This window comes from Bacillus sp. 007/AIA-02/001, assembly GCF_004634455.1.
Classification (GTDB): Bacteria; Bacillota; Bacilli; order Bacillales; family Bacillaceae_G; genus Bacillus_A; species Bacillus_A cereus.
Genome location: NZ_SEIY01000008.1, coordinates 1 through 15,346 on the forward strand (window position 1 = coordinate 1; position 15,346 = coordinate 15,346).

Genomic DNA, 15,346 nt, shown 5'->3' on the forward strand with positions numbered 1-15,346 from the left:
TCTTTTGAAGAAAATTTAGCCATAAAAAATGCACCTCCAATTGTTAATTATGTGTCTAACAATTGGGGTGCACTTCAGATTTTCTAAATGGACTTTTTTAGGTTTCTAGATACGACTACTGATAAAAATGGAACAAACTTGTTATTTAGGTTGTCTATTAAGTATACGTATAAAACAGGGGTTCATGATAGTTCACTCATTTTATGAAAAGTGAGATGCAAGAGAGTGATATCCGATACACTTTTTAATTGTATCGATATGTATAACACCTAAAAAAACATATATTCTTGAAAGAGGTTGAAAATGTATGATAGTCTTAAACAAGTTTTTTAACATTTTACATTACAAAAAGATGGTACCTGTAGTATTTCTTTCATGTGCAACGCTTATAGGCTGTTCCGATGGTAATACTCAATCTGAATTACCTAAACAAACGAAACAAACAAATCAAATCAAACAAGAAATTACTGGTAATGATTCTTTTGTTAAACTTGAAAAAGAATTTGATGCTAAACTCGGTATTTATGCATTGGACACTGATACGAATCAAACCGTTACTTATCAATCAGATGAACGGTTTGCATACGCATCTACCCACAAAGCTTTAGCTGTGGGAGTACTTTTACAAAAGAAATCAATAGAAGATCTAAATCAAAGAGTTTTGTATACCCGTGAAGATCTTGTTAATTACAATCCAATTACAGAAAAGTATGTTGATAGTGGTATGACCCTGAAAGAGCTTGCAGATGCTTCTCTTCGATATAGTGATAATACTGCACAAAATCTTATTCTTAAACAATTAGGTGGACCTAGTGAATTCAAAAAATCACTAAGAGAAGTAGGAGACACCGTTACAAATCCTGAACGTTTTGAACCAGAATTAAACGAAGTGCCTCCAGGAGACGTACGTGATACTAGTACCCCAAAGGCATTAGCTACTAGTCTTCAGGCTTTTACGCTAGGAGATGTACTTTCAACTGAGAAACGGGATTTATTAATAGATTGGATGAAAAGGAATACTACCGGAGACAACTTAATTCGTGCCGGAGTTCCAGGAGGATGGGAAGTAGCTGATAAGACTGGCTCGGGATCTTATGGAACCAGAAATGATATCGCAATTATTTGGCCACCAAATAAAAAACCAATTGTTGTTGCGATACTTTCTAATCATGATAAAGAGGATGCTAAATACGATGATAAGCTTATTGCAGAAGCAACCAAGATAGTGTTAGATGCTTTAAAAGTGACAAATAAATAATAATAGTAACTAGTTATTATTATTTTCCCGGTTTTTCGTCACAATATTGTGAGTCATGATTTTGCTAGCGGACTAATGTTTATGGGGTTCTTCGTTGGAGTTGCATTTTTAGCAACGATGGCAAGTTGCTTAATGTTTAAAGTTCTGTCGGGAGCATCAAAAGATGTGGCACGTTATCAAACGTTTCGTAAAATTGTTGTCCGCCGAGAATTATTAACAAACTCAATCTATAAAGAGTTATACTTCATATTTTTATTCCCAGCAATTGTCGGGATTACTCATATATTATTTGGTATGAACATGTTTAGTCCTATTTTAATCAATCCGTACTCTCGTATTTGCTTACCACTTGTTATTTTTGTAGTAATTTATTCGATTTATTACTTGATTACAGTTCAATTATATAAAGGAATTGTACTCTCGAAAAAAAGATCAATGTAATGATGTTATTCATAAAGAATGATAGATAATCCTTTTTGGAAAGAACAATTAAGAGAGAGATAACATTAATTATCGACTGTATCGAAAGTGAAATCACTTCTTTACAGAAGGAGATGGAGAATTAAGTCAATCGAATGAATATTATAGCCTGCTAATATCCCAGAGTATGTTATAAATAATATTGCCACTTGGGTGCAAGGAAGATTGAAATGAAATTAGCAACCATATTTTTAAATAGTTATTTTCAGAGGCAACAAGTGTATTAGGGAGGGGGCATTTGGCTTAGAGGAATCTTCATGTGAAAAGACCTGAAACAGCCTTTCCTATAGCAATAATAAAGATGTCTAATTTCTAATATAGAAAATAATAGCGTTGCTACATTCAATATGTAGCAACGCTATTTAAATTTTTTAAACAGGGTTAAATTTTTCAAGAAATTTACCTATAAAAAATGATATCCAATTAAATTCATAAGTTTATCCTCTATGTATTTTGTAACTACATTTCATCTTGCTGTAAAGAAACAAAAAACACTTTTTTATTCAATAATTCCAATTTCTAGAGCCTTTTGAACAGCTTCTTCTTTGTTACAGACTCCTAGCTTTGTATAAGCTGTAGAAGCATAATTTCTGACCGTACCATTTGACAAATATAACCTTGATGCTATGGTAGTGTATCGAAGTCCTTTTGCTACTAGCTGTAATATTTCTATCTCCCTAGCTGTTAGCTCATAAACGGCTGCTTTTGATTGTGGTGTCTCTTTTTGCTCATCAAACTTCTCAAATATTTTGTGAGACATTCCCTGATCAATTAGTGTCCCACCTTTGTGAATAAGTCGGATCGTATTGGCTAGCTCCAACGTTTCAATAGATTTAAGTAAAAAACCATCCGCACCGTTGCGAAGTGATTCCACTGCCTGTTCGGTATCTTGAAACGTTGTAAAAATCAATACGCGGATATGTGGCCATTGTTGCTTAATCTTTTTGGTTGCTTCGATTCCATCCATGTGCTGCATATCTAAATCCATAAGTATAACATGGGGTTGAAGGCGCCCACACAAATCGATGGCTTCATTGCCATCCTCAGCCAAACCGACTACATTTAAATCTTCATATCTATCGAGTAGTGTCCTCAAACTTTCCCGAACAAATGGCTGATCGTCTACAATTAACAAACGAATAAGTCCATTTTTTATTTCAGTTTGTCGCGGTATGGTGCATGTAACAAGCATTCCTTCCTCTGGCTTTGTATATACAGACAAATGACCTTGCAAGTTCATTGCCCGTTCTTTCATCGCATTCATACCGAAGCCTTCCTGCCATTCTACATTTCCTTTTCCATTATCTTGAACTTCTAACCTCGTATATTGTTGTTCAAACTGCAATGAAACTATAATTTCAGTCCCTTGACCATGACGTACTGCATTCGTAAGGGACTCCTGTAAGCAACGAACGAATGTGATCTTCGCTTGCCGAGATAGTTGATATTCCTCTCCGAATGTCCTAAAACTTACATTTACCTGAGCGTGCTCCTGAAATTCGGCTCCAAGATTTTGTAGAGATTGAATCAAGGAAGGAGATTGACATCGAGAATCCATTTGATGTAGGTAACCTCTCACGTCCTCGATGCTTTTCCGTCCCATTTCAAGCAGAGAATCTAGCCTCTGTATACCCATTTCAGTAGCAAGTTCGGTGCGCAACGTTTCCATCCCCATAATAATAGAAGTATAAGCGTGACCAACTGTATCATGAAGCTCGCTCGACAGCCTGTTCCGTTCTTCTGCCAGTGTAATACGTTCAATCTGAGACATATATTGCTCAAGTACTGCGTTTTGTTTACGAATTGCTTCATTTTGCTTATGATTGACGATTAATAAATGGAAAGCGAAGCCCATTACATAAGCAAGTCCATAGTAGGTAACCATAATCCAATAGTTATTACTTGGCGCAAGCGCATAGAAAATTCCAGTTGTTATAAAAACTGTTATTGGAGCTGTCCAATAATAGGATAAATGCTTACTATTCGCAGCAATCAGAAAAACTGATATAAGAAATGTGTTGTAAGCTTCCGGGAATAATGAGGTTAAATATATACATAGTCCACCATATAGCAGTATGTCTGTGAACAAATAATATTTATAATTGAATAGTAAGGCTACCCATGGAACAGAGAAGGCAATAATTTCCCAAAGAATAATAATCCAAAGCGGCAATGTTATACTATCCTGAAAATCGAATGTGGTTATGGCGATAGAGACACTAATAAGTATACGGACTCCTAACATAATCCAATCGTACCAAAACCAATACTTAACTATATCTAACAAGTCATTTACCCCCTAAATAGCCAACCTTTTTACTTCCTATATTATAAATTAATCCTTCATACATTGTTGTACTTTTTAATTTTACGCTGTAATTCTCTCATAGAAGGCAAACTTCTATTGATTTAGTCGCTGGATCATGCTACGTGTATAGCCTCCAATTTTCTTTGTCAAACGATCTACTATTCTACTACTTATGGCGGTAAATACTATACCCATAAACATTACAAAGAGTGACTTAGTAAAAGTATCTATCTGTATGAATATAATATTCATTTCAATGTAGCGATACAGTAGTGGTGCCAACAAGAACATAAGTGGCATTACATAAAAAATGGTTGCACAAATGATACTAAAAATGCCAATCACAAATTTCTGCATTAACCAAAAGACAGCAGACCAAGTACGACGATCTGTAAGCACTAATTTCACCTGAGCCCAGTTTGATGTATCTATTGTTATACTTTTATCATAAGAGTCTGTTGAAATATCTGTATAAATTTTCGTCTGTATGCGCTCGAATTGGATAAAAGGTGTCGTAGTCTGTAGTACGCGTATAACTAGTGGAATCCCAATTACCGTAAATGAAAGGGTGAAACTGAATAGCAGAGCTATTAGATAAAAACAAAAATAAAACAACCCTGTAACGAAAGTTAGCAATAAAAAATAACCATTCTGGATGAATCTTGATTTCATAAAGTTCTCGCTCCTATCTATGTAATAACCGAATTGTACTGCTTTTTTTGTCATTCTCACTAGTGTAAAAGTGTCATATGACATTTTTAAATGATGATAAAAAGGGGAGAGTAACCTAATTCTGGTTAAAAAAGATGCTTATATGAATCACCATAAAACAATCCCGTTCTTGCATCTGCAAGAACGGGATTGTTTTGTACTTTTATTTAATATGAGATGGACTTGTTTTTCGAATATGAAAAATAATATCAAATTGCTCAAGCAATGACTTATCAAAGTATGCCGATTCGTTGGGGAAGAGTTGTGCCCCTATACTTAGTAATGGTCTTTTTGCTTTAACCCACTTCTCTGCTGGTCCTTTAAGGTGACGGTTATCCAATAAAAACATGTTATATGGTACTTTTCCGAGGGTATAATTGAAACTATTTACATTTTGTGGAATCGCACGCGATGTAATTTTACCTCCAGTGGAAGGATCATATTCACTGTATAAGGTGAAATTCCCCCCCGTAGTTGTACTACCAATTGTGACATAATTATTGTCTAAACGTTCCTTCAAAAACTGCCCCGCAGCATAAGGGTATGATTCATCATCGATAATTCCTTTAGCTATATGAATATTGTGTCCCCATACCATCGTTTTACCACCGAATGTTTCTTGCGCCCACATTGCATGATCGGCCATGTATTGCTCATGTAACTTTAACAGACTTGGATGGTCGTTAGGAATTAGCATTGTTGTAAATTTCTCTATTGCACTTGCCGTTGCTTTCGCCCAGATGTACTCGGGTGAAACTATTTTTGTGTTGGCTTGCTCATTCTCATCTTTTAGTAATTGGGATACTCTCTCAGCATTTCCTTTGAACTTTTCTTTTATTTCAGGAGCAAGTTTCATATATTCCTGTAAACTTCCAGTAAAAGACGGCAATTCTTTATAATTTTCTTCTACTTCTGCCAGCAAATCTGGTCGATGCAGCCTTACATAATCAATTACTTTATTAAAGCAACCTTGGTCCAACTCCTTTAAGTCGAGCCCAATAAATTGGATCTTTTTTTTAGTGGATGGATCAGCATTATAATCTTTCATCCACTCAATCATGGCTATAATTTCATCAGTAGGATATAACAAGTTTAAAAATTCTCTAGGGTTTCCTTTTCCTGTTTGGATATATTCATTTAGCTTTAAGCCGTTTCCCCAATCTTCTTCCATTGTGAAATTTGTAAAACCCATCTCAGTAACCAAATATTTCACAAGGCGAAACTTCATAGTGAAAATTTCAGAGCTTCCATGAGTATTCTCCCCTAAACCTACATATTGTGCGCTCCCAATCATTTTCTTAAGTGGTTTTAAATCCTCAAATTTTTTTGACGGCTCTATCGTTTTTAATGGGTAAGCCTGTGATTGTATGGATTTAACTATATTTTTTTGGATTGATTGACCTGAATTTTCGACTGCTATTGTTTGAGCCTTTCCTACTTCTACATATCCTGTGACTAATAAAGCTGTACTAACCATTGCAATTATTCTTTTCTTATTCATTTTTTTCACCTCAATTGAATTATTTGTAAAAGCAAGATTGATTCATTGTACTTGCACGAATCAATTGCCTTAATTCAATTGTTATCTATCCCATATCATATTTTCTAGTTACATATTGTCATAAGGTTAATTGACACAGGTCATAGACTAATCATTACACTTTTGTACTATCCGCTATGACAACTTATAAATAATAATTACATTGATGAGTCGTAAGTAAGACTAGATTATAAATTGGGGAGGGATTTTAAAGATGAATGAATTTGTATACAAAAATATTTTTATTCTAAGTTGTGTCTGTGGAAATGACAAGAAGTATATTCGATAAACAAGTGAATTATAGGGGAAGGGCGGATTAAAATGATATTACACGCAAAATCGTTCCACAATAAAGATAAAATCCAACGTGCTAAAATAGGACTTCAACTTTTTCTGAGTATCTTAATCATTACTTCAATTATCCTAAATGTAGTAGTAATAATTACGAAAAGTATGCCACTTATTGTGGTATATATGTTTACCCCAGCATTATCTTCTATTTTGACTCGCATAATACTGAAAGAAGGGTTTAAAGATGTATCTTTTAGTCTCGGTAACTTAAAGATATGGAAAGGGATTGGTTTTGCTCTGCTAATCCCTATGATTATTTGTGGAATTACTTATTCTATCGCCTGGTCGAGCGGAATTGCGGGGTTTCAGTATCCCGAAGTTGGTATGTTTATTTTAGAACCGATCTACAATATGCTTGGGCTTCAGTATGTAACGGCACCATTCAGCTTCATTTATCTAGTAGTATTGAGCGGCATTTTCGGAAGTTTGCTTGGCTTAATCCCAGCTTTGGGAGAAGAAATGGGTTGGCGAGGTTATATGCTCACAAGGCTAGTCGATGCAGAGTTTTCACGGCCCATCCTTATTAGTGGATTGATTTGGGCAACGTGGCATGTTCCAATAGTTATTGCTGGTCTATATGTAGCGGGACCATCTGTCGTTCTTTCAGTACTTGGTATCTATCTTTGTATTGTACCATTCGGTTATATTATAGCTTATTTACGACTTATCACAGGTAGCATTTGGCCTTCGGTTATCATCCATGCTACTTGGAATGCCATTATTCAAGGACCTTTCACACGTGCAAGTACAGGGTATCAAACTGAGATTTGGATTGGAGAATCTGGCTTGATAACCGCTAGTATTATCTTGATTACTGCAATAATTACGTCTCGAATCGTAAATTTTACTAAATAGCATACGGATGTGTTTTAAATTCAATTAGTGAAATATGACGAGGCGAAATAAGATGCTCCTAAAAATATTAGAAAAAATCTAGTTGAACAGACTCTTACTTCATCTTAGGCTGCTGGATATGTGGGGGACATCAAGCTAAGAAAATAAACTTGGTTGCCATAAAAAACATAATGTTTTCATTTAAAGGCTATGAGATGAAATTTCATCATCTTCATCAAGTTTGACCTTCAGGAAATAAAAACTTAAACGATTATACAAATACTCTAACTGAAAAAACGATAGTCCTTCTACATTTTAGATAGAAGGACTATCGTTTATTTTTTTGACAAAATTAGGAGGTGATGTTCATAAAATGGATAATATAATTCGTATTTGCGTAAAGAGAAAAAGTTTTCCAAAGAAGATGTAGTTAATTTCCTTGGTATAACGGTTGATTGAAATTTCATTTTATAACTTGTAAAGGGCTGTGCAATGCATCGTACTATTGAAAAATCTAAATTTAATCATTAAATTGCGATAAAATGTGGTCGGAAATAATGAAATTTTAGGAAAAATAAGGTACACTAGTTTATGATTTTAGTTGAAAATCGTTTGACGTTAATGCATACGGGGGAAAGATTGATGAACAACAATACAACAAATGAATCAGTTGAAGAAATTGATCAAAAACGAGTAAGATCAAAAAAACGTTCTACAAATTGGAAGTTTATTGCAGTGGGTATTGGTGTAATTGCACTTCTTATTGGGGGAATGAGTTATTATCAGGCAACTCACTTCAATTCGAATGTTACAATTAATGACACAAAAGTTGGTGGTCTGAGCGCTGATCAGGCAATACAGAAATTAAAGACATCTGGACTAGCAAACAAAGTCTATGTTGATCAACAACAAATTTTAGATGAAAAAGATACAAAAACGGAACTTACGGAAAAAGATTTGCCTCAAGTTAAGAAACTATTAAAAAACCAGTGGACATTTTTCCCTTCCTCAAAGGGAGAAAATTATTCATTGCTACCAGAGAAGGCAGATCAGTATCGTAGTGAAACGATGAAAAAACTTGTAGAAGAAAAGCTCATCTCTATGAATGAGAAATTAAAAGCGCCTCAAGATGCTATGGCGAAGCTAGAACAAGGGAAAATTGTTATTTCGAAAAGTGTTGAAGGAAAACAGTATGATGTTACTAGTCTACTGAAAGATTATGATAAGCAAAAATATAAAAGCGAAATTCATCTGAAGTCTGCATACATAAAACCTATTAAAGAAGACGATCCGATTGTCAAAAAAGAGGAGAAAGCACTACAGAATCTTCTTGGGCAGTCTGTTGAGTATAAAGTGCAGGATGAAGTTTATCCTTTAAAAGCGAAAGATTTAATTCAAAATGCCTCTATGTCAAAGGATATGAAAGTTACAATTGATGCGAGTGACATTAAGAAGAAAATTACTGAAATTAATAATGCCAAATCAACATTAAATAAAGATTTCTCATTTAAAACTCATTCCGGTTCAGTCATATCAGTAAAAGGAGAAGGATACGGCTGGGCACTAGATGTTGAAAAAGAAACTAAACAAGTTCAACAAGCCTTTGAGAAAGGCGAAAAATCGCTTTCTGCTTCTAATATTCACGGGAATGGTTGGGAGAAGGAAGGTATCGGTTATAAAACAACATCGAATAATGGCATCGGAGACACGTATGCAGAAGTTTCAATTGCAGAGCAACAAATTTGGATTTACAAAGATGGAAAATTAGTTGTTACAACAAATGTAGTAACTGGTAAACATAGTACTGGTGAAGATACATCACCAGGTGTGTGGTACGTCCTATATAAACGAACACCATATACGCTAAGAGGTAACGCAGTAGGAAAAGCTGATTATGCGGTTAAAGTAGATTACTGGGTTCCGTTCACAAATAGTGGTCAAGGATTCCACGATGCCGGCTGGCGCAAAGACTGGGGAAATAATGCTTATTTAACAGGAGGATCAGGTGGGTGTGTGAACCTTCTTCCTAATGTTGCAAAAACTGTATATGATAGTTTGAACACGTATGATCCAGTTATTGTGTATTAAAAAATAGCTACGTATCAAGAAATAAACAAAGCAGGAAATCTTACCTGATGGTATATGAAAAAACACCTCTTGCATTCGCATACTAAGTGTGCAAATGCAATGGAGGTGTTTTTGTTTGAATACAAGAGCGTATTGCTTATAAGAAACAAAGTAGAAAGAAATAATAAGTATTCAAATAGTCAATAAAATTGACAATGAATATCATTTTCACTTAATATAGAATCATTGTATTTAATTAGACATGAATTTTTTGTTAATATAATAGATTTCTATTAAGTTGTCACATTTAAGAACTATCATTAAATATTTTAAGAATTTAAACGTAGGAAAGGGTAATATAAAATGAACTGGAAAAAAGGCGGATTATGGGTTATTATTTTTTTCGTTGTAAAAGGCACGATTTCTACACTTTTAATCGTTACAGGTGCTAAATATTTTGATTTATCATTTATGCAACTTATCTTATTAATTCTGACCTTATTAGTGATTTCTCTAATAAGCCGAAAATTGCTGTATAGACATAAACAAAACAAAAAGCAAAAAGAGCTAAATATATAATGGAGCCCCAGAGACCTTTGGATTTCTGGGGTTTTATTTTGATAGTTTTTTCGCATGTATATCAATTTAACAGAATAGGTTGTCCAAAATGATAAAATCGATGATGTTTAAAATGCGTCAGTTATTTTTAATAACGATTGATACCCGTATTTCTACAATCTATATAAATGACTCAAGCTTCGCATCTTATGAATTCCCTGATGTGCTAAACCTAAGCAAAGTAATGAACTATCTTAAGGAAGAAAGTTGAGTTAGCTAATCGCATATATTTTATTGAAAGGATGTGATGGAACTATGGAACGGCCGAATTGGGGAATTGGAGGATTAGTATTCGTTGGCTGTATGTTTCTTGGTGGAGGAGTGGGATCTATGTTAGGTAATGCCCAAACTGGATGGCTAATAGGAATGGGCGCTGGATTTCTTGGTATGGCTTTAACGAGACTGTTCAGAAAATAATGTAACTGAGATTCTTCTTCTGGTAAATAAGGAAATATGTAAGTAAGTCATGGCATAAGAGTTCTATAAATTATAGTTAGAATCTTCTCTTTTGTATTTGTCTTTTCTAAATTTCTCCATACATAGATATAATTCTCAAGTCGGAGGATGGCACCTTAGGGTGTCTTTTTTATGCTTTTTAAAAATGTCTTACCATTATAATAGCTGAGTTTTGCTTTCAGTCTCCGATGTCCATTAGGCATAAAATAAAAATTCTGCACCATTTAAACTCTGATAACAATTCATACGATCAAGAATAATTGAGTTAATAGCTTTCGGTAGATCGCCATCATTTTTTTATAATAGATTAGATTCATTGCCGTTTCAGACCTATGTATGAATTCATAATCTAATAGTAAAAGGAGGAATGATTAAAGGTATGGCGGTTAATGAGGAATCAATTTGTCAACAGTTTGCAAGAATCATTGGCGGTCAAGAAGGATTCGCTGGTGGGAAATGCGTGGCAACAATAAACCGTGATGAAATACGAGCAACAATCTTGGGAAAACGTTTTAGAGTAACAACTTCCTTTTCATTCGAATCACGAGACAATAAAACTGGACGGGCATTATGCCTAGGCCGAGTAGCACTTTTACAAAAAGAAGTCACTGAATTTGTGGCGACAATTATTAAACAAGGAATAATCGTTTCGTCTATACACAATGAGTGGTTATGTGATGATCCAAATTTAATTTACGTTAATATCGAAGACGTTGATGATCCACTAAATTTTGCAAGAAAAGTGAGAAGAGCGTTATGCACGTAATCAATTTCTTTAGTTAAACGAGTGATTATATTAAATTGAAAAGTTCAGCGTGTTGGATGGTTTTATAAAACGAAAGAAGGCGTTTCATATTTGGAATGCCTTTTCTTTATGTGTTCGTTACTAATGTGGGTGGTTAACTGATTATATGCTGTTTATCTTGCAACAGCAAGAACTGGACGAGGTATCTTTAAAGGTGTTTGACTGTCTATAGATACCGTATTTTATCAAATGTTGTTAGCATATCATAAAACGATAAGGGAGAAATCGCCTTCATACCAACCAATCAAAATCTTGAGGTACTATTCTTTATGTTGTAAGGTTCCACTATTATTTTCATCAATTACTCAACGTATTGCTTCGATGTTTTCTGGAGTCATTTTAATAAATCCTTGCTTTTCATGAGATAATACTTTTTGATGAGTCATTTTGTGCATGGCATTGATTATATGACGATTAGAATTGAGGTCAAGTATTACCTCTTCACCTTTAATTCTATCAGTCTGCTTTTCCTTAACTCCTGATTATATTAGCTTCAATAACATATGATCATTCTTAAGAATGTCATTGAAATGTACGAATAGATGTTAGTGCAGCAAAATAAATTGTGTTATGATATGAGGAAATATAAAGCTATGTAACGGAGGGAATAACATGCCGCATGTTGTGTTTCGTGGAATTACTACTGAACAATTAAAAAGCATAAGCAAGCCATTAGTAGAAGAACTCGCAGATATCTGTGAGTGTGGTACGGATAATTTCACCTTGGAACTACCAAGTTCTACGTTTGTATTCAATGGAGAAGAAATAGAAGCGTTTCCTCTTATTGAAGTGAAATGGTTCGAGCGTGGACAGGAAATTCGTGATCGATTTGCCAAGGCCATTACTACATATGTAATGGATTTTGGACTTCCAGAAGTAGAGGTTGTATTTACAGTTTTCACAGAATCAGCCTATTATATTAACGGGAAGCATTGTGCAAGTTAGAGCTATTAGAAAGATTTTTATTCCTATAATAAAATATGTTTCGTTAAAAACAAGGGCCGGAATTCCGGCTCCTTTTCTATCCCGCAAAATAAAGTCTTACTTTATCTCTCCGTCTCAAAAAACTCAATCCACTCTCCATCAGGGCCAGCGAAGAATATGTAACGTGTTCCATCTGGTAATGTTTCAATTTCTTCTCCTAGTAAAAAGGTTACTTTTTGTTTCTTTAGTCTTTCGATCTCATCCTCTAATGAATCCACTTTAAAGCAAATGTGATGTACTTTTCCTTCTGCCGGAAGAGAAGAGTTGTAGCCTTCAATGAGTTCTAGTATCGTTTCTTTTGATTCTTCTACACCTAAAAAAGCGAGTTTTAAGTCTGGATTCGGATGACCCATACGTTTCATGAGCTGTAAGCCGACTACTTCTTCATAAAATGAAATAGATGTTTCTAAGTTTGCAACCATAAGTCCAACGTGTTCAATTCTTCTAACTGGCATGTAGATTCCTTCTTTCTGAAAATTATATACAATATATTATTGAAAATTAAGAAAATAAGCAAGATAAAAACCTTACAAATTTTAGCGTGTTATATGGTATAGTGAGAAAGTATGTTTGGGGAGAAGGAAGGAGATTATACGATGAATACAACTACTCAAACTCCTTCATTATCGGAAACGATGAAAGAGTGGCATTATGCATTAGCGTATGAAATTAAACATTGGAAAACGATAGGTGGTAGTAAAATTTCTATCATGAACGGTCGTTTTTTATATACAGATTATGAAAGTACAGTATACGTATTTCAGCTTATTTCGGAAGTAAGCTTACCTGAAGGTTCACCCATTCGAATTGAGTTCGATGGTGAGGAAGCGACAGGGGAAGTATTATCTATACATGGATTAGAAATAGAGCTGAAATTAAATGATTATATACAAGGTGAAATAAGAGAAGCGGTTTTATATAGTGAACCGTGGCAATTGTTAGAGCAACTACAAGAGCGATTGAAAGAAGCACGTAAAGATAAGCTGAAACGTAATCGTATAAAGCGTCTTGTTGATGGGACGAGCAGTCCGAAACATATTGAGAAGATGAAAAATCCAAAAAATGAACTGGCATATCGTTCGTTTTATAATCCGACAACGTACGTATGGGGACCGCCGGGAACAGGGAAGTCTTACAATTTATCACGTATTATTTCGGCTCATTATCAAAAAGGAAAATCGGTACTTGTGTTGGCTCATAGTAATGCGGCAGTAGACGTATTAATGAGTGAAGTAACGAAGCAAATTGAGAAGAAAAAGAAATGGACACCTGGTGAAATTGTTCGTTACGGTTATAGTCAACATGAACATATACGAAATCATGAAACGTTACTTGCGTCGAAGTTAGTTGAAACGACGAACGGATCTTGGGGAGAAGAAAGACTCTATTTAGAAGAGACACGACAAGATCTTCGTGAAAAAATCTTATCGTATAAAGCAACATCTGCTGATAAGAAGCGTATACAAGAGATTGAAAGTGATCTTCGAAAGCAAAAGGCTAAAATTAAAGAAGTAGAAAAAGAATATATTGAAAATGCAAAAGTAATCGGCGCAACTTTATCAAAATGTGCCATTGATTCACTTATTTATGAGCGTACATTTGATTTAGTTGTTGTAGATGAAGTAAGTATGGCATATGTTCCGCAAATTGCATTAGCTGCTTCACTTGGAAAACGTATCGTCGTTTGCGGTGACTTTTTACAGTTACCTCCAATTGCGATGGCAAATCATGAACTCGTTCGTAAATGGCTTGGGGAAGATATGTTTTACCATGCTGGGATTGTTGAGTCTGTTAATAAATCAGAAGCACACCCAAACCTATTTATGTTGCAGGAACAAAGACGTATGCATGCGGATATATCGAAGTTTACGAATTCGTTTATTTATAAAAATAGAGTACACGATCATCCGTCTGTTTCAGAGCGTAAAGAACTTGCGCAATTGCAGCCGTTCGCAAATGAAGCGAGTGTTTTATTTGATACGAGCCAAATGGGAGCTTTTTCGTTAAAAGATGCTGCTTCTGGTTCACGTTTTAACATTATGTCTGGTTTAGTAGCAATGCAAATGATGTTAATCGGATTGTTAGATGGTGTGCAATCAATTGGTATTGTGACACCTTACAGGGCGCAGTCACGCTTTTTAGCGACGTGTATTAGAGAAATGGTGCAGAGAACGAAATATCAAAACATACCAGTTTTAGCGGCGACAGTTCATAAGTTCCAAGGTTCTGAAAGAGATATGATGATCTTTGATACGGTTGACAGTTATCCGCAAGAACGACCTGGCGTATTATTCTTTGATCACAAAAACCATCGCCTCGTCAATGTAGCAGTGACAAGGGCGAGAGGGAAGTTCATTCAATTATCAGATTGCCATTATATGCGTAAAAACCTTTCGAGAAAACAAGCGTTATCACAATTAACAGCTCATATAGAACGTCACGGAGATGTGTATGATCGCACGACATCAAGACAATTGTGGGAACGGAAAATTTCGAAACGTTTACGCTGGTTTATGGAAATGAATCTTGAAGAGCCGAAAGGGTTATTAAAAGATATTTTAGCCGCAAAACGAAAAATTATTATTTCACTTCCAAGTACAAAACAAGTGGATAAGCGAGTATGGCAAGCGTTAATGCGTACAAATGCGCAAATAACAGTTTATAGTGATGGACCAGTTCCACTGAAAAATGTAAAGTTACAAAGACAAAATAAAGCATTCCCATTCTTAGTAATTGATGATGAAATCTTCTGGGCAGGCGCACCGCTTACATCTCAAATGATGTTTGAAGGTAGTACGGAATTTCCGTACGTATGTGCAAGACTGCAAGCACCTGAGACAATTGGTGTATTAAAAGGATTTTTAGATATTCGGTAAATTCGGATAGGAATTCCTTGACTTTTACTTGGAATGAACTTAGAATAAAAAATAATTT

12 protein-coding genes and 3 pseudogenes are annotated in these 15,346 nt (G+C 34.9%); 10 read left to right on the plus strand and 5 right to left on the minus strand.

The features are described from left to right. Positions 1-307 precede the first annotated feature (307 nt). From bla to ES895_RS16625, 3 genes and pseudogenes are all read left to right on the plus strand, one after another. Positions 308-1,258 carry a class A beta-lactamase gene (gene bla, locus ES895_RS16615; protein WP_000636459.1) on the plus strand — a complete coding sequence of 317 codons (951 nt, stop codon included), beginning with the start codon at positions 308-310 and terminating at the stop codon, positions 1,256-1,258. Between the two features lie 45 nt (positions 1,259-1,303). Further along, positions 1,304-1,699: pseudogene (locus ES895_RS16620) on the plus strand (ABC transporter permease); the annotation flags it as partial. Between the two features lie 21 nt (positions 1,700-1,720). Continuing rightward, positions 1,721-1,912, plus strand: a pseudogene (locus ES895_RS16625) (alpha/beta hydrolase); the annotation flags it as partial. 325 nt (positions 1,913-2,237) lie between these two features. On the opposite strand, the gene ES895_RS16630 reads toward ES895_RS16625, so the two are convergent. The 3 genes from ES895_RS16630 to ES895_RS16640 all read right to left on the minus strand — a co-directional run bounded on the left by ES895_RS16630 (position 2,238) and on the right by ES895_RS16640 (position 6,258). Continuing rightward, positions 2,238-4,025: a helix-turn-helix transcriptional regulator gene (locus ES895_RS16630; protein WP_065703686.1), complete on the minus strand. Its 1,788-nt coding sequence runs from the start codon at positions 4,023-4,025 to the stop codon at positions 2,238-2,240. A gap of 114 nt (positions 4,026-4,139) precedes the next feature. After that, entirely contained in the window at positions 4,140-4,718 is a 579-nt protein-coding gene (locus ES895_RS16635; RefSeq protein WP_000842197.1) for a sensor domain-containing protein, read from the minus strand. A 202-nt stretch (positions 4,719-4,920) separates the two neighbouring features. Further along, complete coding sequence (locus tag ES895_RS16640) at positions 4,921-6,258, minus strand: erythromycin esterase family protein (protein ID WP_001036187.1); 1,338 nt, start codon at positions 6,256-6,258, stop codon at positions 4,921-4,923. Positions 6,259-6,618: 360 nt separating this feature from the next. Between ES895_RS16640 and ES895_RS16645 the strand changes: the two genes are divergently transcribed. The 5 genes from ES895_RS16645 (at position 6,619) to ES895_RS16665 (ending at position 11,389) form a co-directional block, all read left to right on the plus strand. Beyond that, on the plus strand, positions 6,619-7,503 hold the full coding sequence (locus ES895_RS16645) for a CPBP family intramembrane glutamic endopeptidase (protein WP_000600470.1): 885 nt from the start codon (positions 6,619-6,621) through the stop codon (positions 7,501-7,503). Positions 7,504-8,124: 621 nt separating this feature from the next. Further along, entirely contained in the window at positions 8,125-9,570 is a 1,446-nt protein-coding gene (locus ES895_RS16655) for a L,D-transpeptidase family protein (RefSeq protein WP_135238494.1), read from the plus strand. Positions 9,571-9,912: 342 nt separating this feature from the next. After that, the gene (locus tag ES895_RS16660; protein ID WP_001104104.1) at positions 9,913-10,128 is read left to right on the plus strand and encodes a hypothetical protein; all 216 of its coding nucleotides are present in this window, start codon (positions 9,913-9,915) and stop codon (positions 10,126-10,128) included. A 294-nt stretch (positions 10,129-10,422) separates the two neighbouring features. After that, positions 10,423-10,584 (plus strand): hypothetical protein, encoded by a 162-nt coding sequence (locus ES895_RS29320; protein WP_000441008.1) that lies wholly within the window; start codon positions 10,423-10,425, stop codon positions 10,582-10,584. Positions 10,585-11,002: 418 nt separating this feature from the next. Further along, positions 11,003-11,389, plus strand: a complete 387-nt coding sequence (locus ES895_RS16665; RefSeq protein ID WP_001986336.1) for a DUF1259 domain-containing protein — start codon at positions 11,003-11,005, stop codon at positions 11,387-11,389. A 302-nt stretch (positions 11,390-11,691) separates the two neighbouring features. On the opposite strand, the pseudogene ES895_RS16670 reads toward ES895_RS16665, so the two are convergent. Next, positions 11,692-11,910, minus strand: a pseudogene (locus tag ES895_RS16670) (DUF6241 domain-containing protein); the annotation flags it as partial. A 130-nt stretch (positions 11,911-12,040) separates the two neighbouring features. On the opposite strand from ES895_RS16670, the gene ES895_RS16675 reads away from it, so the two are divergent. Continuing rightward, entirely contained in the window at positions 12,041-12,373 is a 333-nt protein-coding gene (locus ES895_RS16675; RefSeq protein WP_001120970.1) for a DUF1904 family protein, read from the plus strand. Positions 12,374-12,474: 101 nt separating this feature from the next. Here the strand turns inward: ES895_RS16675 and ES895_RS16680 are convergent, their stop codons facing one another. Then, entirely contained in the window at positions 12,475-12,867 is a 393-nt protein-coding gene (locus ES895_RS16680) for a VOC family protein (protein WP_001145286.1), read from the minus strand. Between the two features lie 111 nt (positions 12,868-12,978). Between ES895_RS16680 and ES895_RS16685 the strand changes: the two genes are divergently transcribed. After that, the gene (locus tag ES895_RS16685; RefSeq protein ID WP_135238495.1) at positions 12,979-15,288 is read left to right on the plus strand and encodes an AAA domain-containing protein; all 2,310 of its coding nucleotides are present in this window, start codon (positions 12,979-12,981) and stop codon (positions 15,286-15,288) included. Positions 15,289-15,346 lie beyond the last annotated feature (58 nt).